The organism is Micromonospora sp. CCTCC AA 2012012 (genome assembly GCF_040499845.1).
Lineage (GTDB): Bacteria > Actinomycetota > Actinomycetes > Mycobacteriales > Micromonosporaceae > Micromonospora > Micromonospora mangrovi.
In genome coordinates, this window is record NZ_CP159342.1 from 5,388,166 (window position 1) to 5,409,345 (window position 21,180).

Sequence of the window (21,180 nt, forward strand, 5' to 3'; positions counted from 1 at the left end):
GGAGCGGTCCGCTCAGCGGCCCAGCCGGGCCAGCGCCCGGGCGGGCCGGTCGGTGATCACGCCGTCCACCCCGGCGTCGAGGACCAGCTCCAGGTCGTCCGGCTCGTTCACCGTCCAGACGTAGACCTGGTTGCCGGCGGCCCGGAGCGCGGGTACGAGCTGCGGGCGGGCCCGCACCAGCCCGACACCCGGCCCGGCGATCCGGGTGCCGAAGGGCAGCCGGCCCAGCGGCAGCCAGCGCGGCAGCACCTCCAGCAGCAGCACCGTCGGCAGGGCCGGGGCGAGTTCGCGGATCCGTCGCACGGCGAGCGGCGAGAAGGACATCACGGTGACCCGTACCGGGTCGTCGGGGCGCGGCTCGGCGAGCCCGTAGCGGCGCAGCAGGGTGATCAGCCGGCGTTCCACGTTCCGGCCGTACCGGGAGGGGTGCTTCGTCTCCACCAGCAGCCGGACCGGCCGACCGGCGGCCAGTACGGCGTCGAGCAGCCGCTCCAGCGTGAGCAGCCGGGTGCGCGAGTCGTCCAGCACCTCGTCGCCCTCGGCCGGCACGGCACCGGGGTGCCAGGAGCCGAAGTCGAGCGTCTCCAGCTCGGCGAGCGTACGCGCGCTGACCAGCCCGTGACCGTTGCTGGTCCGGTCGAGCCGGCGGTCGTGGACGCAGACCAGGTGCCCGTCCCGGGTGAGCCGGACGTCGCACTCCAGCCCGTCGGCGCCCTCGTCGAGGGCGCGCAGATAGGCGGCGAGGGTGTGCTCCGGCAGGTCGTACGAGGAACCGCGGTGCGCGAAGACCAGGGGGTGGTCCATCTGCCGCTCGGCCCGTTACGCGACCCGGCCCGGCTGCCCGTCGTCGGTGACCACGGGTCGACCGGCGGCGGCCCAGTCACCCATCCCGCCCCCGACGTTGCGCACCTGGTCCCAGCCGTTGCGCAGGAGATAACCCACGACCTGGGCGGAGCGTCCGCCGGAGCGGCAGATGACCGAGACCTCGCGGTCGTTCGGCACCTCGGCGAGCCGGCCGGGCAGCTCGGTCATCGGCAGGTGGTGGGCGCCGGGTGCGTGGCCGGCGCGCCACTCGTCGTCCTCCCGGACGTCGAGGAGGTAGGTGTCGTCGGGCACGGCCGACGCGGGCACGGTGGGAACCTGGGGTCCGAACACGGCTACGAGCCTAGCCCGGCCGCTCCGTCACAGGCGGGTGACCCAGCGGGGATTCGTGCCGGCCCAGTCCGGCATCCGGGTTCCCCGCACGGCCTCGAAGAGCCCGCCGCCGCCGTTGTCGAGCACCACGTAGGAGACCCCGTCGATGGTCTGCGGATAGGACGGCACCTGCACGCCCCGCAGGGCGTCCGCGGGCAGCGACCGGAACGCGAGGAGCAGGTCCTCCACGGGTACGCCGTTGGTGTCCACGGTCAGCGAGCCGCCCACCGCCCGCAGCACCCGGTCGAGCTTCACGGGGTCGCTGCGCAGGCGGGTCTCCCCCGCCTTGTCCAGCACGGCGCGGAGCATCTGCTGCTGGTGCCGCTGCCGGTCGTAGTCCCCGCCGGGCAGGTCGTAGCGCTGCCGGACGTAGTCGAGCGTGCGGGCGCCGTCCATCTGCTGACAGCCGGGGGTGAAGAGGGTCTTCGTGTGGATGGACCGGACCTGCGTGTCCACGCACATCCGGATGCCGCCCAGCAGGTCGATGACCTGCTTGAAGCCGGAGAAGTCGACCAGCGCGGCACCGTCGAAGCGGATCCCGGTGAGCCGGGTCAGGGTGGCCGAGAGCAGCCGCGCGCCGCCCGCCCCGCCGCCGCCGTGCTCGTACGCGGCATTGATCTTGTCCTGGCCGCCGCCCCACCCGCTGGCGGGCGGGATGGCGACCAGCAGGTCCCGCGGCACGGAGATCAGGTACGCCTGTTGCATGCCGGCCGGCACGTGCACGATGAGCACGGTGTCGGAGCGCTGGTCGTCCGGGTTGGCGCCCGGCCGGTGGTCGGAGCCGATCAGCAGGTAGTTCAGCGGGCCGGAGAGGTCGGTGCGACGAATCCGGGCGGTCGGGTCGAGGAGTTGCTCCTTGACCACCGTGCGGTCGTACCGGTTCGTCAGCCAGTGCAGTCCCGCCACGGCGACGCCGGCCAGCAGGGCGAGCACGAGGCCCGTGCCGAGCAACCAGCGGGGCCAGCGGGCGGGTCGACCCCGCCCGGGTGTGGTCCGTGCTGGCCTGGACGTGGCACCCTCCCCGCAGCCGTGACGTGAGACCCGCTCACGTCAGGCTACGGTCCTCGGTCGCCCGGCGGTGCCGCTTTCGCCGCAGCACCCGCCGGGCCACCGGGGTCACTTACGGGTGGAGAGCACGCTCGGGTTGGCCACCACGAACTCGGCGAGCTTGTCGTCCTTGACCGCCCGGAACATCTCCATGCTCAGCTCGTTGAGCGTCTCCCGGGTGTGGTCCGCATTGGGGCTGTACGTGCCGCCGTTGGTGCGCAGCGTGGTGAGGTCGTTGCCGTTGACGCCCTTCAGGGTGAAGATGAAGTCGTCGATCTTGGTGTTGCCCGTGTCCAGGACGAACGCCTTGCCGGCCGCCTTGATCAGCGCGTTCAGCTTGATCGGGTTGCTCAGCGTGCCGCTCTCGGTCGCCTTCTTCGCCATCGCCTTGATCAGCTGCTGCTGGTTCTGCTGGCGGTCGTAGTCGCTGTTCGGCAGGCCGTAGCGCTGGCGGGCGTAGTCGAGCGCCTCCCAGCCCTCCATCTCCTTGCAGCCCTTCTTGTGCACCACCGGGGTCATCGGCTTGCCGGTCTTCTTGGCGTCCGCGTTCCACATCGGCTTGCCGTCGACCCACGACATGTGGTGCGAGGGGACCTCGTGGCTGACGCAGATCCGGACGGTGCCGAGGGCGTCGATGACGTTCTTGAAGCCGCCGAAGTTGATGATCGCGGCGCCGTCGAAGCTGATCCCGGTCATCTTCTTGATGGTCTTGGCCATCAGCTGGGCACCGCCCTCCCAGCCGCCGCCGTTGCGGGCGCCGGCCTGGAAGGCTGCGTTGATCTTGTCGGTGCCGCCCTTGTAGCCGCTCTTCTCGAAGGCCGGGATCTGCGCCTCGGTGTCCCGGGGGATCGAGATCAGGTACGCCTGGTCGTGGCTGGCCGGGATGTGCAGGATGATGATCGTGTCCGAGCGGACGTCGTCGGCGGCCCAGCGGGCCCGCGCGTCGACGCCGAGCAGCAGCATGTCGATCGGGCCCTCGAGGCTGGCGCCGCCTTCGGCGTCGGTCTTGCCGGCGTCACCGAGCAGGTTGCGCTGGGCGATGTTGCCGGTGGCCTGGCCGATCACCGCCTTGCTGCCGACGATGGCGATGCCACTGGTCATCATGAGCACCGCGCCGAAGATCACCGTCAGGCGGGCCCAGAGCGGGTCCTTGCGACGCTTCTTCTTGGCGCCACCGTTCCCCCGACCGCCCGGGCCGGGCTGGGTGGGGATGACCGGCGGCACCCGGCCGGGTGCGCCGGGTTCCAGTGACTGTGGGCGACGGCTGGTCTGAACCGGCATGCGTGCTCCAGCTCGTGGATCGGGGGGCGGCACCACTGTACGTATCGCTTCCCGTTCTGGCGACCTCCTTGTCCGGCTATTCCCGCTTGTCCCGGCACTCGTTGCCGTGAATTGCCCGAACGGTCAATTGAAAGCATCCGGTCGGCGGTTGGCTCGCCATGGGACGAGCTTGACCGCCGACCGGTGAGGTGTTCCGCAGGGGTGCGTCAGTTGCCGTCGCCCGACTGGTTGGCCTTGACCCAGTCGGCCATCGTGTCCGCCGTCATCGCCTGGTACATCGCCAGCGCCTTCTGCCGGTCGGAGACCACCACCGACTCGCCGTTGATGGTCTGGCTGCCGACGTTGGGGCTGGTGATGAAGGTCAGGTTCTCACCGCGCAGGCTGCGGAACTGCACCGCCATGTCGACCACCGAGAATCCCTGGTCCACGGTGGCGGCGTCGGTGACCGACTTCAGGAATTCGTTCAGCTTCCTGGGGTTGGTCAATGTGCCACTGCTCGCCGCCTTGTCCATCAGCGCCTTGAGGAACTCCTGCTGGTGGCGCATCCGGGCGAAGTCGCCCTCGGGGAACTGCTTGCGCTGCCGGATCCAGTCCAGCGCCTCCGCGCCGTCCATGTGCTGCACGCCCTTGGTGAACTTCCGGTACGGCTTGTGGATGGAGGTGATGCTCTGCTCGACCTTCAGGTCGACCCCGCCCAACGCGTCGGTGACCTGCTTGAAGCCGGCGAAGTCGATCGCCATGACGTGGTCGATCCGGACGTCGCTGAAGCACTCCACGGTCTTCACCGCCAGCGGCAGGCCGCCGAACGCGAACGCCGCGTTGACCTTGGCCCGGCGGTCGGTGTCGCAGGAGGCACCCGGGTTCTCCGGGATCGGCACGTACAGGTCCCGCGGGATGGAGACCAGGTAGGCCTCCTTGTGGTCGGCGGGGATGTGCATGACGATCAGCGTGTCCGCGCGCCACTTGCCGGCGCTCTCCACCGGGGCGTCCGGGTCCCGGGAGTCGCTGCCGACGAGCAGGATGTTGAGCGCGCCGTCGACCGCCTTGGCCGGCCGTCCCCCGGTGATCTCCGAGAAGGGGTCGGTGCGGGCCAGGTCGCCGTTGAGGTTGCGGGCGTAGAACCAGGCGCCGGCACCGCCGAGCAGCGCCAGCACCAGCACCGCGATGCCGGCGACCAGGCCGATCCGGCCCCACCGGGGGCGGGGGCCGCGCGGTCCGGGGACACCGCCCGGACCGCCCGGACCGGCGGGCCCACCCGGGCCGCCGGGTCCGCCCCGGCGGGGCTCGTCGTCGTACGACGGGTACCACTGCGCCTCGGCGGAGCGGGCGCGCCCGGAGGCGCCCCGGCCGGGGCCGGGGACCTGGGCGCGACCCGCGCTCCGGTTCAGGCGGGGGAGGGGGACGCCGGCAGAGGTGCTAGCTGACATGTAACCGAGGGTAGGTCGCGTGGGCCACCACCGCCCTCAGGCGCGTCCCGGTGTCGGCGTGCCGCCGGCCGGGGTCAGTACCCTAGCCGCTCGCGGAAGTACGCGATCGTGCGTCCGAGACCGTCTTCGGGCGCCACGGTGGGCTCGTATCCCAGCAGCTCGCGGGCGAGGGTGAGATCCGGGCGGCGCATCTCCGGGTCGTCCGCGCTGCGGGTGATGTAGCTCACCTCGGACGTGCTTCCGGTGAGTGACACGATCGTCTCGGCGAGTTCCCGCATCGACATCTCGTGCTCGGTGCCGCAGTTGATCGGGCCGGTCTCGGTGGAGTCGAGCAGTAGCAGGATGCCGCGCACCAGGTCGTCGACATAGCAGATCGAGCGGGTCTGGTTGCCGGTGCCGTGCACGGTGATCGGCTCGCCGCGCAGCGCCTGCGAGATGAAGGTCGGGATGGCGCGGCCGTCGTCCGGGCGCATCCGCGGGCCGTACGTGTTGAAGATCCGCACGATCGCCGTGTCGGTGCCCTTGCTGCGGTGGTAGGCCATGGTGGCCGCCTCCGAGAAGCGCTTCGCCTCGTCATAGACGGCACGCACACCGATCGGGTTGACGTTGCCCCAGTACGTCTCCCGCTGCGGGTGCTCCTTCGGGTCCCCGTACGCCTCGGAGGTGGAGGCCATCAGGAACCGGGCGCCGTCCGCGGTGGCCCGCTCCAGCAGGTGCAGGGTGCCCACCGAGCCGACCCGCAGGATCTCCACCGGCAGCTTCTCGAAGTCGGTGGGGCTGGCCGGGGAGGCCATGTGCAGGATGGCGTCGAACCGCTCGGCCAGGGCCGGGTGGTCGGTCGGCAGGCCCTCGGAGATGTCCGCCTCGACCAGCGTGAAGGTCGGCTTCTCCAGCAGGTGGGCGACGTTGTCCTTGGAGCCGGTGACGAAGTTGTCCAGCACCACGACGGTGCAGCCACGGGCGATCAGGGCGTCGACCAGGTGCGACGGCACGAAGCCGGCGCCGCCGGTGACGAGGATGCGGTGTCCGGGTCCGAAGCGGGGCTCTACCTTCATGCCGGCCAGCCTACTCAAGGCGGTGGGCCGGAGCCGTTTGCGGCTCCGGCCCACCGGGTGCGGTGTCGTCAGTGGGCGCCGGCGCCGGTGAGGGCGCGCACCTCCAGTTCCGCGTACTTCTCCTCGTCGTGCTCCTTGGACACCAGGGTGCCGATCCAGCCGCAGAGGAAGCCGAACGGGATGGAGATGATGCCCGGGTTGGAGAGCGGGAACCACTGCCAGTCGTGGTCGGGGAACATGGCCGTCGGCGCCCCGGAGACCACCGGGGAGAAGAAGACCAGGAACACCGCGGCGAGCAGGCCGCCGTAGATGGCCCAGACCGCGCCGGAGGTGTTGAATCGGCGCCAGAAGAGGCTGTAGAGGATCGCCGGCAGGTTGCCGGAGGCGGCCACCGCGAAGGCCAGCGCCACCAGGAACGCCACGTTGAGGCTCTGCGCGTAGATCGACAGCGCGATGGAGACCGCGCCGATGACCAGGGCGGAGACCCGGGCCACCGTCACCTCCTGCCGCTCGGACGCCTGGCCGTCCTTGATGACGTTGGCATAGAAGTCGTGCGCCAGGCTGGACGAGGAGGCCAGGGTCAGCCCGGCCACCACTGCCAGGATGGTGGCGAAGGCGACCGCCGCGATGATCGCCAGCAGGGTCGCGCCGCCCAGGTCGCCGCCGAAGAAGTCCTTGCCGAGCGCCTCGGCGAGCTGCGGCGCGGCGGTGTTGCCGGCCTTGTCCTGCGCGGTGATCGCCTTGCCGCCGACCAGCGCCGCCGCGCCGAAGCCGAGGGCCAGGGTCAGCAGATAGAAGGCGCCGATGATGCCGATCGCCCAGAGCACGCTCTTGCGGGCCGCCCGCGCCGTGGGGACGGTGTAGAAGCGGATCAGGATGTGCGGCAGGCCGGCGGTGCCGAGCACCAGTGCGATGCCGAGCGAGAGCAGGTCGACCTTGTTGTAGAAGGTCTGGGTGGGATCACCGGCGACCTCCTTGCCGTAGCGGAGGCCGGGTTCGAGGAAGGCGCTGCCCTTGCCGGACGCGGCGGCGGCGTCGCCGAGCAGCGACGACAGGTTGAACTTGTACTTCGCCAGCACCAGCAGGGTCATCACGACCGCGCCGGTCATCAGCAGGAACGCCTTGACGATCTGGACGTACGTGGTGCCCTTCATGCCGCCCACGGTGACGTAGATGATCATCAGAGCGCCGACCATGATGATCGTGGCGACCTTGGCGGTGTCCGCGTCCATGCCGAGGAAGGTGGTGCCCGGCTTGATGCCGAGCAGGAGCGCGACCAGCGCGCCCGCGCCGACCATCTGGGCCAGCAGATAGAAGATCGACACGGTGATGGTGGAGACCGCCGCGGCCGTCCGGACGGGGCGCTGGCGCATCCGGAACGCCAGCACGTCGGCCATCGTGTACCGACCCGAGTTGCGCAGCAGTTCGGCCACCAGCAGCAGCGCCACCAGCCAGGCGACCAGGAAGCCGATGGAGTAGAGGAAGCCGTCGTAGCCGTACAGCGCGATGATGCCGGCGATGCCCAGGAAGGACGCGGCCGACATGTAGTCGCCGCCGATCGCCATGCCGTTCTGGAAGCCGGAGAAGGAGCGGCCGCCGGCGTAGAAGTCGGTGGCGGTCTTCGTCTGCCGGCTGGCCCAGACGGTGATCGCCAGCGTGATCGCCACGAAGATCAGGAAGAGCGTGATGGTGAGGTTCCGGGCGGTGGTGCCGCCCGCCTCAGCCGCGAGGACCGTGTTCATGGGTCACCTCCCCGATCTCGGCCCGGATCCGGTCGGCGACCGGGTCGATCCGCCGGTCGGCGAACCGCGCGTAGAGCCAGGCGATCACGAACGTCGAGACGAACTGGAGCAGGCCGAAGACGAGGGCGACGTTGATGTTGCCGAAGAGCTTCGTGCCCATGAAGCCGCGCGCGTAGGCGGAGAGGATGACGTAGAGCGCGTACCACAGGAAGAACGCGACGGTCATCGGGAAGACGAAGCCGCGCAGTGCGCGCCGCAACCCGGCGAACTCGTCCGACCGTTGTACGGCGAGGTACCGCTCGGCCGCCGACTCGGCGGGCGCGGACGCGGGTGTGTCCGTGGACATCTGTGGATCACCACCTTCACAGGCGTGGGGAGTTTCGCGCACGGTAGAGAGCGCGCTCCCCGCCGGGGAAGGCTGCGATCGAAGGAGGTCGACGGCTGCGCCGAACGGCGCTCCGGCTGCGCCGAGTGACCTGGGTCACTCCGTTGAGCGGTCGTCGCTGGTGGCGGCCCCGCTGAAGTCCCCGCCGGGCGGCCCTAGTCGGTCAGCTCGCGGTAACGGCCCCGGTAGTGCAGCAGCGGGGCGGTCTCCTCGGCCAGGTCGACCGCCTCGATGGTGGCCTCCACCAGCAGGCCCCAGCCGTACTCCCGGGCGGTGTCGAGCCGGCAGCCCGCCCACCCGCCGGCGTCCGACGGCACCGGGCCGTAGGGGGTCTCGGTCCACGGGCCGATGGCGAAGAGGCCACCGGGCGACGGGAAGAGGCCGGCGAAGCGGTCGGCGAGCTGCCGGTGCGTCGGCCCCAGCGGTGCCACCGCGAACCGTCCCGCCTCCTCGATCGCGGCCCACAGGTCGGCCTCAGGGTCGATCAGCCCGAGCAGCCGGTCCGGCTCACCCTCGGCTACCAGCGTGGACGAGACGGTCAGCCCGGCCGGCCCGGGCGCGGTCCAGAGCGTGACCGGGGCGGCGAGCCGCCCACGCAGCCGACGTACGGGGGACCGCTGCCCGGCGGGCACGGCGAACGGGTCGGTGTGGTGGATCTCGGCGCCCGGCTCATGATTCACGTGAAACATTGTGCCGCCCCGCGCCCGTGCCCAACCCAGGAAGCGCTCGTGCAGGTCGGTCGGGCGTCCGCCGAGCTGCGTGAGCTGGTCACCCGCCTCCGCCATCAGCATGCCCAGATGGAGCAGCAACGCCGTGCGATCGTGCCGGTACTCGGTCAGCAGCGCCAGTCGCGCCGGCTGGCACGGCCAGTGTGCACCGCACGACCGACACCGCCACAAGGGCCGCATCGCCACATGCGGCGCGAACCTCCTCACCGACCCCACCCCACCGTGCGAGCCGGGAGCCGATGAGATCGTGGACGATTCCGGCCCCTCCAGGGGTCCGTCTTCTCCACGATCGGTCGCCGGCTCACCAGCGGCCACCGTTCGCCCGCCAGGTCTGCGCCGGGGTCAGCCAGCCGGCGCGGCCGGGGCGCGGCACGGCCACCGTCGGGGCGTAGGCCCAGGCCGGTGCGGCGTTCACCCGGCTGACCGGGGGTGCCGGGCTCTTCCGGTACGACGCAGCGTCCGCCGGAAGCGGCGTGCCTTTCCGGTACGGCTGCACGTCTCCCGCCGGGGACGATGCGCCTCTCCGGTACGACTGCGTGGCTGCGTTCCTACGGCGGCGGAACAGGGCGAACACGGGCGCCTCCTCTGGTCGGGAAGGGGCCGCCCCGGTCGGGGGAGTGACCGGGGCGGCCCGCCGCAGGACCGACCGCCGGGTCGTCGCCTCCACCGGTCGGGCCGCGTGTCTCCACCCTGGACTCGCTGGCCCGGACAGGGGAGGATGCCAGGGCTTACTACGGAGCGCGGTCACGTACTTACCGGAGAGGTAAGGATGAACGTCGAGATGTGGATCAGGGCGTTGAAGGCCGCCCGGGCCGGTGCGGAGGTGTCCCAGGAGGGGCTGGCGACGCTGATCAAGTGGAGTCCGTCCACGGTGGCCGCCATCGAGACCGGCCGCAGGCGGCCGACGATGGAGTTCGCCGTCGCCGCCGACCAGGCCCTCGCCACCGGCGGCCTCCTCGCCGAACTGTTGACGGCGGCGGACCGGCAGCGCTTGCCCACCTGGTTCGTGCCGTGGCGGACGCATGAACAGCAGGCGGCGCGGCTGTGCGAGTTCGAGCCCTGCCTCGTGCCCGGCCTGCTCCAGACCGAGGACTATGCCCGGGCGGTCATCTCGGCGGGTGGGCTGCACACGCCGGGTGTGGTGGACGAGTTGGTCGCCGTCCGGATGGAGCGGCAACAGTTGTTCCTTCGTGACGAGCCACCGCTGTGTGTCTTTGTGCTCGACGAATCGGCACTGCTTCGACCGGTCGGTGGGCCGGCTGTGCTCGATGCACAACGGGGGCGACTGATCGAGGCGGCCGCCTTGCCCACGGTTCGCCTGCACGTGGTTCCGCTCGAGGTCGGGGCGCACGTGGGTCTCATCGGCGGGTTCCTGGTGGCCGAACTTCCCGACGGCGAGCGGGTCACCTATGTGGAGGACGTCGCTCGCGGGCACGTCATCGATGACCCGGAAGTCATCCGGTTGATCGACCGCAAGTGGGATAGCCTGCTGGGCGAAGCACTCTCCGTGAGCGCCTCGCTGGATTTGATCCGGAAGCTGAAGGTGACGCCATGACCACCACCGAGCCGCGTTGGCGCACGTCGACACGATCAGGTGACACGGGCGGCGCGTGTGTCGAGGTGGCGGACAATCTGCGCCGGGTGGTGCTGGTCCGGGACAGCAAGGACCGCACCGGTCCCACCCTCAGCTTCACCCCCCACGCCTGGCGCTCCCTGATCGAGGCCCTGCGGGCCCACCGCCCGATCTGACCCACAAGATCGCGCTCGATCCAGGAAGAAGTGCCTTCCTACCTGCGCCAATGCCACTGCTTCCGAGATCGAGCGTGATCTCGCAGGGTGACGGGGCCGAGCGCGATCGTGCCGGATGTTCGAGCCCGCTCTCTGCAGAATCGAGCGTGATCTTGCGGCTTGGGAGCGATCCTGCGGGGTGAGCGCGGGCGGTCAGTCGGCGGTGAGGGTGAGGCGGGCGGCGGCCAGCACCTCCGGGTCGGTGCAGCCGACGGCGTAGCCGGCGATGCGGCGGTTGATGTCCCGGCCGAGCAGCCAGACTCCGATGCGCTCGGCGATCGGGCGCAGGAATGCCGGACGGCAGCGGAAGTTGTATCGCCAGGTGGCGACCGTGTGGCCCGGCTCCGGGGCGGGTGCGAAGCGCCAGCCACCGGCGAACATCTCGAAGAACCAGGGGCCGCGCACCATCTTCATCCCGACGTGGCTGGGCGGGGCGAACGAGACGTACTCGCTGACCATCACGAGGCCGTGGCGGGACCGGGTGAACGTGCGGACGCCCTTGCCCGGGCGGGTGGCGCCATCGGCGAAATGCTGCTCGCGGACGAACGGATCCCAGCGGTAACGTACCGGCGCGACGGTCTGCGACACGGCGAACGCCAGCTCGGGCGGCACGGGAACGGTGGTCACCGCTTCGACGACGGGCATCGCCCCATTGTGTCGCCGCCCGCAAGGCACCACCCGCCCGCATGTGGCCAGAGGTGAAGGAGCGACATGCTCCCCGCCGAGGACCGCATCGGACTGGCGGATCAGCCGTCGGCGGGTCGTCCCCCGCCGCCGGCCGCTGCACCCCTGACCGTTCCGGGGCTGGTGCGTAGAGCGCCTATCGTGCCGGATATGGCACCCCTGACGGCGCAGAAGCTCGCCCAGACCCGGATCCTCGACGTTGACGCGCTGGCCCGCAACGAGGTGGACCTGCGGACCTACCCGCACCGGAACCTCGCCCTGATGGTCCAGCCCGGACTGATGGGCAGCGGCGTCACCCGGCTGCTGGAGGGCGTCGAATACCTGGGACAGTTCGGGTGGGAGCTGGTCAACGTCACCGACAACAGCCGGAACCCGTTCCTCTACGCGTTTCTGCGTCGCCGCTGACCGGGAGCGGCGGCACCCGGCCCCGCTACTGACGGGGATCGGCGGCGGGAGGACCGAGCGGGGACCGGCTAGCGTGTCGGGCATGTCGTTCGTGTCGCCGCAGCAGCTCGCGCAGGACCGGGTCGTCGGCGTCGAGGCCGTCCTCGCCGGTCAGGTCGACCTCCGTGCCTACCCGTACCGGCACCTCATGCTGAAGGCCCGCCACACCTTCAGCCGCAACGCCTTCCCCCCGCTCATGGAGGCGGTCGAGCACCTGTCGAACTACGGCTGGGAACTCGTCAACATCATGTCCGTCGGGGAGGGACACCACGTCTACGCCGCCATGCGCCGGACGGCCTGACCGGTCGACCCGCCCGGCCGAGCGGGGTCAGCGGCGCGGGGTGACCGCCGCCAGCAGCTCCGGCTGACGACGGTCCAGCACCTCGCCGGCCAGGTACGACCCGAGCAGCGCCGCGCCCGACCCGTACGCCAGCCCGACGGGCAGGGCCAGCCAGAGCCACAGGTCGCCGAGCAGCGCCGCCGCCACCACCAGTGGTGCCGCGGCCACCGCCGAGGCGAACATGGACAGCAGGGTGAGGAAGCCCTTCGCCACCCCGGCACCGCTGTTCATCGCGAACGGGTTGCTCGTCTCCGGCAGCGAGTACGCACCCAGCACCGAGACGAGCCCGTTGATCGCCAGCCCGGCCCCGTACGCGGCCAGCAGCGTGCCGGCCATCACGCCCAGCCAGCCGGGATGCCCCAGCAGCACCGCCAGGACGACCGCGACGACGGCCAGCATCGGCACCACGTACAGGGCGAAGGCGGTCATCCGGGCGCGTAGCTCCAGCCGACCCGGAACCCCGGCCACGACGTTCGCCGCGTAGGCGCTGCCGTCGAAGCCGAACTGGTTGGCCAGGGTGGTCGAGGCGAGCACCCCGACGAAGATCATCGAGAGGCTGACCAGGACCGGTGAGGTGTTGGCGGCAGCCTCGCCGAACGCCGCGTCGCCCTCACTGACGAACTCCGGCCCGCCCAGGTTGACCATCAGCGGCACGAAGATGCCCACCACCGCGATGGTGATCAGGTTCGCCCGGCGACGGGCGTCCCGCCACCAGTAGCGGCACTCGCGCGCCACCAGCGCCCCGAAGCGGTCCCGCCGGGCCCAGCCGACCGCGCGCGGGAAGAGCTGGGCGACGGCACCGCCGACCGGGCCACGTCGGTCGCGGGTCGGGCCGGCGCTGGACGCGCCCACCATCGCTGTCTCCAGCGAGCGGGACCACCAGAGCAGCAGCGCGCCGATGGTCGCCGCGGTGATCAGCAGCTTGACCGGGGCGGCCCACACCCGCCCCTCGGCCAGGTCGATGCCCGCCGTCCACGGCGCGCCGAGCGGGGTCCAGCCCAACACCCGGGCGACCCCGGTCAGCCGGTCCCAGTCGGCCTGGCGGACCGCCGCCAGCACCACGATCTGCAACGGGCCCAGCAGCGCGGCGACCACCGCCAGCAGCACGGCCGCCAGGTCGCGTACCCGGCGGGACCGGAGCATGGTGGCGAAGGCGCTGGTCACCGCGCGGGCGGTGGCGACGCAGAGGAGCAGCCCGGTGACCACCCCGAGCAGTTCGACGAGCGCGGCGGACCAGCCGCCCAGCAGGCCGGCGGTGACCACCAGCCCCGACATGGCCAGCAGGGTGGCCAGCACCGGCACGCTCACCAGGGCCGCCGCGAAGAGGCCGGTGACCAGGGTGCGGCGGCTCAACGGCAGCAGCGCGAACCGGGCCGGGTCGAGGGTCTCGTCCACGCCGAAGAAGACCAGCGGCAGCAGCAGCCAGCCGAGCACCAGCAGCCCCCCGCCAAAGGCGGCGGCCAGCAGGGCGAACCGGGGCTCGCCGGCCAGGCCGGGGGCGGCCAGCGCGAAGAAGCCGCCGGTGGCGAACCAGAGCCCGACCAGCACGCCGACCACGAAGAGTGCGATCCGCCAGCCCTGGCCACGGAAGTTGTTGGCGAGCACCCGCAGCTTGAGACGGACGAAGTGGCGGGCGGAGACCCGGCGGGCCGGTCCGGCCGGCGCGGTCACCGGGACAGCCACGACAACTCCTCACCCGTGGCGGTCCGCCCGCCGACCACCTCGACGAAGACCTCCTCCAACGAGCGGTCGCCGCGCACCTCGGCCAGGGTGCCGACCCGCTTGATGGTGCCGTCGGCCAGGATCGCCACGTGCGAGCAGAGCCGCTCGACGACCTCCATCACGTGGCTGGAGAAGACGACCGTGCCGCCGCCCACCACGTACCGGTGCAGGATGTCGCGGATCAGGGCCGCCGAGACCGGGTCGACGGCCTCGAACGGCTCGTCCAGCACCAGCAGCCGGGGACCGTGCAGCAACGCGCAGGCCAGGCCGATCTTCTTCTTCATGCCGGCCGAGTAGTCGACCACCAGCGTCCGGCCCGCGTCGCTGAGCGCCAGCACGTCGAGCAGCTCCGCCGCCCGCTGGTCGACCACCGCCGGGTCCATGCCCCGCAACAGACCGTGGTACGCCAGCAGCTCCGCCCCGCTCAGCCGGTCGAAGAGGCGTACGCCGTCCGGCATCACGCCGAGCAGGCCCTTGGCGCGGACCGGGTCGGCCCAGACGTCGTACCCGAGCACCCGGGCCTCACCGGCGTCGGGCCGCAGCAGGCCGACGGCCATCGAGAGGGTGGTGGTCTTGCCGGCGCCGTTCGGGCCGAGCAGCCCGTAGAACGACCCGGCCGGCACGTCCAGGTCCACCCCGGCCACGGCGACCTTGCTGTCGAACCGCTTGGCCAGGCCACGCAACGCGAGCGCGGAGTGCTCTTGGGTCATGTCCCGACGTTAGTCGCCCGGTGCCAACGCTTTCTCCCGCCGCAGGACGAGTCTGCTCTCCTCCCGGGGCAGGAGGACGGCTAGAGGCGCAGCGCCTCGGGGGCGTGCAGGCGGAGCATGGTGGCGCCGACGTCGGCGGGAAGGCGGCGTCGGGTGGCCAGCGAGACCGCGATCATCACGGTGAACGCCAGCGGCACGGTCCACGCCGCCGGCTGGGTGGTCAGCGTGGCCGGCCAGCCCGACAGCGGCGGCCCCAGCACCGTGACCAGCACCGCCCCGATCGCCGCCCCGCCCCCGACCAGCACCCCGGCGGCGGCACCGAGGTCGGTCAGTCCGCGCCACCAGATGCCCAGCACCAGCAGCGGGCAGAAGCTCGACGCGGCGACCGCGAAGGCCAACCCCACCACCTGCGAGACGTCCAGCCCGGAGACGTTCAGGGCGAGCACCGCCGGCACCCCGCCGGCGATGATCGTGGCCAGCCGGAAGCCGCGTACCGAGCCGCGACCGAGCACGTCCGTGGAGATCACCCCGGCGACGCTGGTGAGCAGCCCGGACGAGGTGGAGAGGAAGGCGGCGAACGCCCCGGCGGCGACCAGCGCGGCGAGCAGTCGCCCGGTCGGGCCGCCGCCGAGCGCCGCCCCCGGCAGCAGCACCACCACCGCGTCCGTCTGCCCGGTGACCAGCAGTTGCGGGGTGTAGATCCGACCGAGCACGCCGTAGATGGTGGGCAGCAGATAGAAGAGACCGACCAGGGCGAGCACCACCAGCGTGGTGCGCCGGGCCGCCGCGCCGTCCGGATTGGTGTAGAAGCGCACCAGCACGTGCGGGAGCCCCATGGTGCCGAGGAACGTCGCCAGGATCAGCGAGTACGTCGCGAAGAGGCCCCGGTCGTCGGCCCCGGCGGTGTCCGGCAGCAGCCAGTCGGTGGCCCGGGTCGCCGTGCCGGCGACCTCCGGCACCGGGTCGCCCGCCGCGAAGTCGAGGCGGTCGCCGGGGCGTACCTCCCGGATGTCACCGCCGGGCAGGGTGAGGGTCGCGCGGTGCTCGACCACGACGGTGGTCGCGGTCCGGAACGTCGGCCCGTCGGGCGGGGTCACCGCCGGGCGGGCGTCGGCCTGCCACTGCAACGCCAGGAAGATCGCGGGTACGGCCAGCGCGGTCAACTTGAGCCAGTACTGAAAGGCCTGGACGAAGGTGATCGCCCGCATCCCGCCCAGCGCCACGTTCGCGGTCACCACCACCGCGACCAGCAGCGCCCCCACCGGGTACGGCGAGCCGGCCACCGTGGCCAGGGTCAGCCCGGCGCCCTGCAACTGCGGCACCAGATAGAGCCACCCGATGAAGATCACGAAGACGGTGGCGAGCCCGCGCAGCCGCCGCGACCCGAGCCGCACCTCGCAGAAGTCCGGCAGGGTGAACGCCCCGGAGCGGCGCAGCGGGGCGGCCACGAAGAGCAGCAACGCCAGATAGCCGGCGGCGAAACCGACCGGGTACCAGAGCACGTCGACGCCGTACTTGAGGATCAGCCCGGCCACGCCGAGGAAGCTCGCCGCCGACAGGTACTCCCCGCCGATCGCGGCGGCGTTCCACGTCGGGCTGATCGCCCGGGAGGCGACCAGGAAGTCCGACGTGGTCCGGGCCAGCCGCAGCCCGTAGAAGCCGATCCCGACCGTGACCAGGGTGACCGCCACGATCGCCGGAACCACGTAGCCGTTGCCCACCTCAGCGCTCCGGCCGCTCGACCAGGTCGGTGAAGTCCTGCTCGTTGCGTTCCGCCCACCGCACGTGCGCCCAGCCGACCACGATCAGGAACGGGAAGGAGAAGACCCCGAGCAGCAGCCACGGCAGGTTCACGCCCAGCACGGTGACCCGGCCGACGGCGGGCGCGACGGCGAAGAGCCAGGGCAGCCCGCCGAGCGCGATCAGCACCACCAGGCTCAGCCGCAGCGCCAGCGCCAACTGGGCCCGTACCAGCCCCTGCACCAGGGCCTCGCCGACCCGGGTCTGCTGGGCGAGTTCGGTGCGGGTCCGGTCGGCGGGCCGGTCCCGGCGGGACACCTCGGCCAGCACGATCCGGGTACGCGGTTGCGGCGGGCGCGGCACCGGGACCGGGGCGGCCTCGGCGGCCCGCCCCGGTCGGTCGAGATCGTCCGCTCCGGCCATCCCCGGCAGTCTCGCCCGCCCGCCGGGAATGTCAAGAGGCGACGCTCAGGCTCACCAGCGTGGCAGCGGGCAGTACAGCGTCACCGGCTCGGCCCGCAGCAGCGCGCGGGCCCGCGCCCGGCCGAGGTTCCCGGTGCGCCACCCGTCGGCCGGCAACTGCCCGGCGATCTCCCGCAGCGCGCAGGACCGCATCGGTTCGGGCAGCCGGTCCAGCGCCGGTACGGCGTCCGCCGAGAGCTGCGCCAGGTAGTCCACGTCCAGCCGCTCGCTCCGCCGATAGCGGTCCACGTTCCAGTCCGCGATCAACCGGTCCGGGTTCACCACCGCCAGCCCGAGCAGCGCGACCACCGCCGCGCCGAGCACCAGTCGGGGCAGCCAGTCGCCCCGCAGGCGCATCGTGGCCACCCCGACGAGCACGAAGAGCAGCCCGAGCCACAGCTCGACCGTGGCCACCACCAGGCGCAGCCGGGTCGCCCCGTACGCGTCGATGTAGACCCGCATCCGACAGAGCGCGGAGGCGACGACCACCAGGCTCAACAGGGTGAGCCCGCCGATCAGCACCCGGATCAGCAGCCGGTCCGTACGGGTGCCGCGGGGTGCCCAGCGGTGGGCGCCCGCGATCACCAGCAGGGTCAGCGCGGAGACGGTGAGCAGCTGCCAGAAGCCGCCGCGGGCGTACTCGGCGTAGGTGAGGCCGGCGGTGCGCAGCACGTGACCGCTGCCGCCGAAGAGCACCGCGAGCTGCACCAGCACGAACGCGGCGAAGAGCGCGTCGAGCAGGGCCAGCGGCATCACCCACTCCAGCCGCCGGACCGAGCGGGCCGGTCCGGCGCGCAGCTCCAGGTCCGGCGGGGCGGCCAGCAGGTACGCCCCACCGAGCAGCACCCCGCCGACGAGCACCAGCCGGAACACCCAGCCGAACACGTCCGGTGGGGAGGCGGCCGGCAGCGCCCCGGTCACCAGGTCGGCGAAGACCGCGTCGGCGGAGGCGAAGAGCAGCCCGAAGAGCAGCAGCAGCGCGGCCGAGACGGCGACGCTGACCAGGGTCCGGCCGACGCCCGTACCGTCCGGGCGGGACCGGGACAGTCCGCGGGCCGCCCACGGCAGCGCCCGAAGGGCGGCGACCGGCGGCAACGCCCCCGCCGCCAGCATGCCGAGCGGGGTCCGGCCGCCGGAGACGGCGAGCGAGGCGGTGCCGACGGCGGCGAGGAAGCAGAGCGTGAAGAGCCAGCCGGCGGCGCGTACCGTGCCGACCGCGACCAGGGCGACGGTGGCCACGGCCCAGACCAGCCGGACCGCCCGGCCCGACGCCCCCGTGGCGCCGGGACGGACGGCCCCACCGGCCCCCGTCGTGGTCCCGCTCTTCTCCGGTACGCCCACAGCCGCCGGTGTCTGCTCCGCCGCCGGCATCGGGGTGGCCGCGCCTGCCGATGCCGGCGGCGTTGCCGTCGCGGTCGTGCCGAGCGGTGCCGGCGGGGCCGCGTCTGCCGGTGCCGCCTCCGGCCGGGTCGGCGTGGAGGTGGCCGACCCGGATCGGGGTGGCGCGACGGCGGCCGTGCCGAGGGCGGCGGCGCCGGCCAGGGCGGCCACCAGCCAGCCCAGCCCTGGCCGGTCGAGCGGCACCACCGACGCGGCCACCGTGGCGGCGACCGCCACGGCACCGAGCACCACCGGCCGGACCGTGCCGGTGGCCCCCGGCCACCGCCGCTCCCACGCCCACGGTTCCGCCGGTGGGCGGACGAGCGCGGGACGGGGCACCGGCTGCGGGTTCCCGACGGTGGGTCGGGGCAGCGCGAGACGCGGGTCGACCGGTGGTCGCGGTGGCGGTGCGGTGGTCATGCGTCCTCTTCTCGGGCGGAGGTGACATGGGGCAGGCAGACCCGGATGCGACAGCCGGGACGGGCACCGGGCGTGCGGGCCGGCGGATCGGCGACCCGGATGGTGCCGCCGTGCAGCTCCACCACCCAGCGGGCGATCGCCAACCCCAGCCCCGTTCCGCCGCCCGCGGTCCGTTCGCCCCGGGTGAAGCGTTCGAAGACCAGGGACCGTTCGGCGGGCGGGATGCCCTCGCCCTCGTCGGTGACCTCGACGTGCAGCTGGCCGGTCCGCTCCTCGGTGGTCACCAGCACCGTCCCGCCGGGCGGGCTGTGCCGGGCCGCGTTGTCCAACAGGTTCGCGAAGACCTGGTGCAGCCGCCACGGGTCGGCGTGCACGGTCAGCGGGGCGGCCGGCGGGCGGAGCCGGAACCGGACGTCGCGCCCGGCCCCGGCCGCCGTCGCGGTGGCGTGCTCCACCGCCTCGTCGAGGAAGTCCGCCACGTCCATCCGGACCCGGCGCAACGGCACCACACCCGCGTCCAACCGGGACAGGTCGAGCAGGTCGGCCACCAGGTGCCCGAGCCGTTCGGTCTGCGCGAGCGCCGCCCGCAGCGCTGCCGGCTCGGGGGTGGCCACCCCGTCCACCAGGTTCTCCAGCACCCCCTGGAGGGCGGTGATCGGCGTCCGCAGCTCGTGCGAGACGTTGGCGATCAGCTCACGCCGCCGCTGGTCGGCGGCGGCCAGGTCGGCGGCCATCTTGTTGAACGCCTGGGCCAGCTCGCCGACCTCGTCGCGGGAGGTGGCCCGGACCCGGCGGGTGTAGTCGCCCCGCGCCATCGCCCCGGCGGCGGCGGTCATCTCGCGCAGCGGGGAGGTCATGCCGTGCGCCAGCACCTGCGCGGTCACCAGCGCGATGCCGATGGCGGTCAACGCGGTGCCCGGCGGGAGCCAGCCGACGCCGTACCAGAAGTACCCCACCGCGACCGCCCAGGAGGCGACCAGCAGGACACCCAGCTTCATCTTGATCGAGCGGACCGGGTCCAGCGGCCGGGGCAGCACCCGGTTCAGCCAGTCGACCGTACGGGCGGTCACGCGGGCACCTCCAGGGCGTACCCGACGCCGTGCACGGTGCGGATCAGGTCGGCGCCGAGCTTGCGGCGCAACGCCTTGACGTGACTGTCCACCGTCCGGGTGCCGGCGCCGTCGGCCCAGCCCCAGACGTCGGCGAGCAACCGTTCCCGGGGCAGCACGGTGCGCGGTCGGCCGGCCAGGTGCACCAGCAGGTCGAACTCGGTGGGGGTCAGGTGCACCTCGACGCCGCCCCGGACCACCCGCCGTTCGGCCGGGCTGATCTCGATGTCGCCGAGCCGCAGGGCGGCGGGTGGAACGGTCGCGGCCCGTTCCACCCGCCGCAGCAGCACGTGCACCCGGGCGGCCAGCTCCCGCATGGAGAACGGCTTGGTCAGGTAGTCGTCGGCACCCACGGCCAGCCCGACCAGCAGGTCGGTCTCGTCGTCCCGGGCGGTCAGCATCAGCACCGGTACCGGGCGGTCGGCCTGGATCCGCCGGCACACCTCCAGGCCGTCGAAGCCCGGCAGCATGACGTCGAGGACGACCAGGTCGTACCGTCCGGCGCGGAACCGGTCCACGGCGGTGGGGCCGTCCCCGGCGATGTCGACGGCGAACCCCTCGGCGCGCAGGCGGGCCGAGACGGATTCGGCGATGGTCCGTTCGTCCTCGACGACCAGGACCCGGCGTTCGTTCATGGGTCCCGACTGTAGGGAGCAGCCGTGGAGATCGGTGGCTCAGCTTGTGAACAACCTGTGGAGAACGGCTCACCCCTGTGGATAACCCGGTGGATGAGCGGAGGTTCGCTGTGGACGACGCAGCGGGTGCGGGGGCGGGACCGGTCGGTTCCGCCCCCGCCGCCGGCTCAGTCGAGGCCGACGCGGACCGGGTGGGCGGTGGCGGAGCCGAGCCAGGTGTGCGGGTTGCCGTACCAGCACCAGCCGAGCTTGGGCGCGCCCTGGCTGATCCAGAGCGCCGGCACCCGCTTGTCCCCGCAGCGCGACCCGACCAGCGAGAAGCACCGGTTGGACGCCAGTGCCGCCGGGTGCAGCGTGACGAAGGCGATCCCCTCGTCGATGGTGAGCGGCAGCCGACCCCGGGCGGTCATCTGCTCCAGCGCGGTGGCCGGTGGCAGGTTGCGGAACTCCTCGCCCCGGTCGACGTCGAAGAGCAGGTACGCCGGGCCGGCCGGCACCTCCAGTTCCTTGATCGGCTGAAAGGTCGGCAGGTCGGCGGCGGGGAAGTTGCGGTCCAGGACACCGGGCCTGCGCTTCCCGGCCAGGGTGAGGAGCGGGAGGCGCTCCGGCACCGGCACCAGGTCACGGGTGACGACCAGCAGGAACGGCACCCGGGCGTCGGTGGGTGCCGCGGGGGCCGGGGCGGGGCTGCCCTCGGCGGCGGGCGGTCCGGCGACGGCTGCCGCCCGGAGCGGGGTGACCAGGTCGGTGAAGGCCTGCTCGGTGAGTCCGGCCAGGGCCGGGTAGCCGAGCCGGAGCAGCGTGCCGACCTGACGGTCGAACTCGGCTCCGGCGTCGAACGGGTCGGTGATGACGGGCACGGCGACCTCCACGCTTGTCGTACGGCT

The 21,180-nt window shown here is 72.5% G+C and carries 22 protein-coding genes; 4 read left to right on the forward strand and 18 right to left on the reverse strand.

The window, feature by feature from the left end:
• Window positions 1–12: 12 nt before the first annotated feature.
• The 9 genes from ABUL08_RS24155 to ABUL08_RS24195 form a co-directional block, all read right to left on the reverse strand.
• On the reverse strand, window positions 13–804 hold the full coding sequence (locus tag ABUL08_RS24155) for a glycerophosphodiester phosphodiesterase (protein WP_350932260.1): 792 nt from the start codon (window positions 802–804) through the stop codon (window positions 13–15).
• Between the two features lie 15 nt (window positions 805–819).
• A complete protein-coding gene (locus tag ABUL08_RS24160; protein ID WP_350932261.1) occupies window positions 820–1,155 on the reverse strand; it encodes a rhodanese-like domain-containing protein in 336 nt (111 codons plus the stop codon).
• Window positions 1,156–1,182: 27 nt separating this feature from the next.
• A complete protein-coding gene (locus ABUL08_RS24165) occupies window positions 1,183–2,145 on the reverse strand; it encodes an LCP family protein (RefSeq protein WP_449288910.1) in 963 nt (320 codons plus the stop codon).
• Window positions 2,146–2,310: 165 nt separating this feature from the next.
• Window positions 2,311–3,522 carry an LCP family protein gene (locus tag ABUL08_RS24170; RefSeq protein WP_350932262.1) on the reverse strand — a complete coding sequence of 404 codons (1,212 nt, stop codon included), beginning with the start codon at window positions 3,520–3,522 and terminating at the stop codon, window positions 2,311–2,313.
• A gap of 206 nt (window positions 3,523–3,728) precedes the next feature.
• Window positions 3,729–4,949 (reverse strand): LCP family protein, encoded by a 1,221-nt coding sequence (locus ABUL08_RS24175; RefSeq protein WP_350932263.1) that lies wholly within the window; start codon window positions 4,947–4,949, stop codon window positions 3,729–3,731.
• A 74-nt stretch (window positions 4,950–5,023) separates the two neighbouring features.
• Complete coding sequence (locus tag ABUL08_RS24180; protein WP_350932264.1) at window positions 5,024–6,004, reverse strand: NAD-dependent epimerase/dehydratase family protein; 981 nt, start codon at window positions 6,002–6,004, stop codon at window positions 5,024–5,026.
• Window positions 6,005–6,072: 68 nt separating this feature from the next.
• Window positions 6,073–7,746 carry a solute symporter family protein gene (locus ABUL08_RS24185; RefSeq protein WP_350932265.1) on the reverse strand — a complete coding sequence of 558 codons (1,674 nt, stop codon included), beginning with the start codon at window positions 7,744–7,746 and terminating at the stop codon, window positions 6,073–6,075.
• Entirely contained in the window at window positions 7,724–8,092 is a 369-nt protein-coding gene (locus ABUL08_RS24190; protein WP_350932267.1) for a DUF485 domain-containing protein, read from the reverse strand. The genes ABUL08_RS24185 and ABUL08_RS24190 overlap by 23 nt, the downstream gene beginning before the upstream one ends.
• Window positions 8,093–8,286: 194 nt before the next feature.
• Window positions 8,287–9,039, reverse strand: coding sequence for a flavin reductase family protein (locus ABUL08_RS24195; RefSeq protein ID WP_350938818.1), 753 nt, complete (start codon window positions 9,037–9,039; stop codon window positions 8,287–8,289).
• A gap of 589 nt (window positions 9,040–9,628) precedes the next feature.
• Here ABUL08_RS24195 and ABUL08_RS24200 point away from each other — a divergent pair.
• On the forward strand, window positions 9,629–10,414 hold the full coding sequence (locus ABUL08_RS24200) for a helix-turn-helix domain-containing protein (RefSeq protein ID WP_350932268.1): 786 nt from the start codon (window positions 9,629–9,631) through the stop codon (window positions 10,412–10,414).
• Window positions 10,411–10,608, forward strand: a complete 198-nt coding sequence (locus tag ABUL08_RS24205) for a DUF397 domain-containing protein (RefSeq protein ID WP_350932269.1) — start codon at window positions 10,411–10,413, stop codon at window positions 10,606–10,608. Before ABUL08_RS24200 ends, ABUL08_RS24205 begins: the two co-directional genes overlap by 4 nt.
• Before the next feature lie 192 nt (window positions 10,609–10,800).
• Here the strand turns inward: ABUL08_RS24205 and ABUL08_RS24210 are convergent, their stop codons facing one another.
• Window positions 10,801–11,292 (reverse strand): SRPBCC family protein, encoded by a 492-nt coding sequence (locus ABUL08_RS24210; protein ID WP_350932270.1) that lies wholly within the window; start codon window positions 11,290–11,292, stop codon window positions 10,801–10,803.
• Window positions 11,293–11,481: 189 nt separating this feature from the next.
• Between ABUL08_RS24210 and ABUL08_RS24215 the strand changes: the two genes are divergently transcribed.
• Window positions 11,482–11,736: a hypothetical protein gene (locus ABUL08_RS24215; RefSeq protein ID WP_350932271.1), complete on the forward strand. Its 255-nt coding sequence runs from the start codon at window positions 11,482–11,484 to the stop codon at window positions 11,734–11,736.
• Between the two features lie 82 nt (window positions 11,737–11,818).
• Entirely contained in the window at window positions 11,819–12,076 is a 258-nt protein-coding gene (locus ABUL08_RS24220; RefSeq protein WP_350932272.1) for a hypothetical protein, read from the forward strand.
• Window positions 12,077–12,103: 27 nt separating this feature from the next.
• Here ABUL08_RS24220 and ABUL08_RS24225 read toward each other — a convergent pair whose 3' ends face one another.
• From ABUL08_RS24225 to ABUL08_RS24260, 8 genes are all read right to left on the reverse strand, one after another.
• Window positions 12,104–13,798, reverse strand: a complete 1,695-nt coding sequence (locus tag ABUL08_RS24225; RefSeq protein WP_350932273.1) for an ABC transporter permease — start codon at window positions 13,796–13,798, stop codon at window positions 12,104–12,106.
• A complete protein-coding gene (locus ABUL08_RS24230; RefSeq protein ID WP_350932274.1) occupies window positions 13,783–14,547 on the reverse strand; it encodes an ABC transporter ATP-binding protein in 765 nt (254 codons plus the stop codon). Before ABUL08_RS24230 ends, ABUL08_RS24225 begins: the two co-directional genes overlap by 16 nt.
• Window positions 14,548–14,627: 80 nt before the next feature.
• Window positions 14,628–16,268: a sodium/solute symporter gene (locus ABUL08_RS24235; RefSeq protein WP_350932275.1), complete on the reverse strand. Its 1,641-nt coding sequence runs from the start codon at window positions 16,266–16,268 to the stop codon at window positions 14,628–14,630.
• Window position 16,269: 1 nt separating this feature from the next.
• Window positions 16,270–16,710, reverse strand: a complete 441-nt coding sequence (locus ABUL08_RS24240; RefSeq protein WP_350932276.1) for a DUF485 domain-containing protein — start codon at window positions 16,708–16,710, stop codon at window positions 16,270–16,272.
• A 51-nt stretch (window positions 16,711–16,761) separates the two neighbouring features.
• On the reverse strand, window positions 16,762–18,549 hold the full coding sequence (locus ABUL08_RS24245) for a DUF4153 domain-containing protein (protein ID WP_350932277.1): 1,788 nt from the start codon (window positions 18,547–18,549) through the stop codon (window positions 16,762–16,764).
• A complete protein-coding gene (locus tag ABUL08_RS24250) occupies window positions 18,546–19,619 on the reverse strand; it encodes a HAMP domain-containing sensor histidine kinase (protein ID WP_377522519.1) in 1,074 nt (357 codons plus the stop codon). The genes ABUL08_RS24245 and ABUL08_RS24250 overlap by 4 nt, the downstream gene beginning before the upstream one ends.
• Window positions 19,616–20,293, reverse strand: coding sequence for a response regulator transcription factor (locus ABUL08_RS24255; RefSeq protein WP_350932278.1), 678 nt, complete (start codon window positions 20,291–20,293; stop codon window positions 19,616–19,618). The genes ABUL08_RS24250 and ABUL08_RS24255 overlap by 4 nt, the downstream gene beginning before the upstream one ends.
• A gap of 167 nt (window positions 20,294–20,460) precedes the next feature.
• On the reverse strand, window positions 20,461–21,153 hold the full coding sequence (locus tag ABUL08_RS24260; RefSeq protein ID WP_350932280.1) for a DUF5701 family protein: 693 nt from the start codon (window positions 21,151–21,153) through the stop codon (window positions 20,461–20,463).
• Window positions 21,154–21,180: the final 27 nt, after the last annotated feature.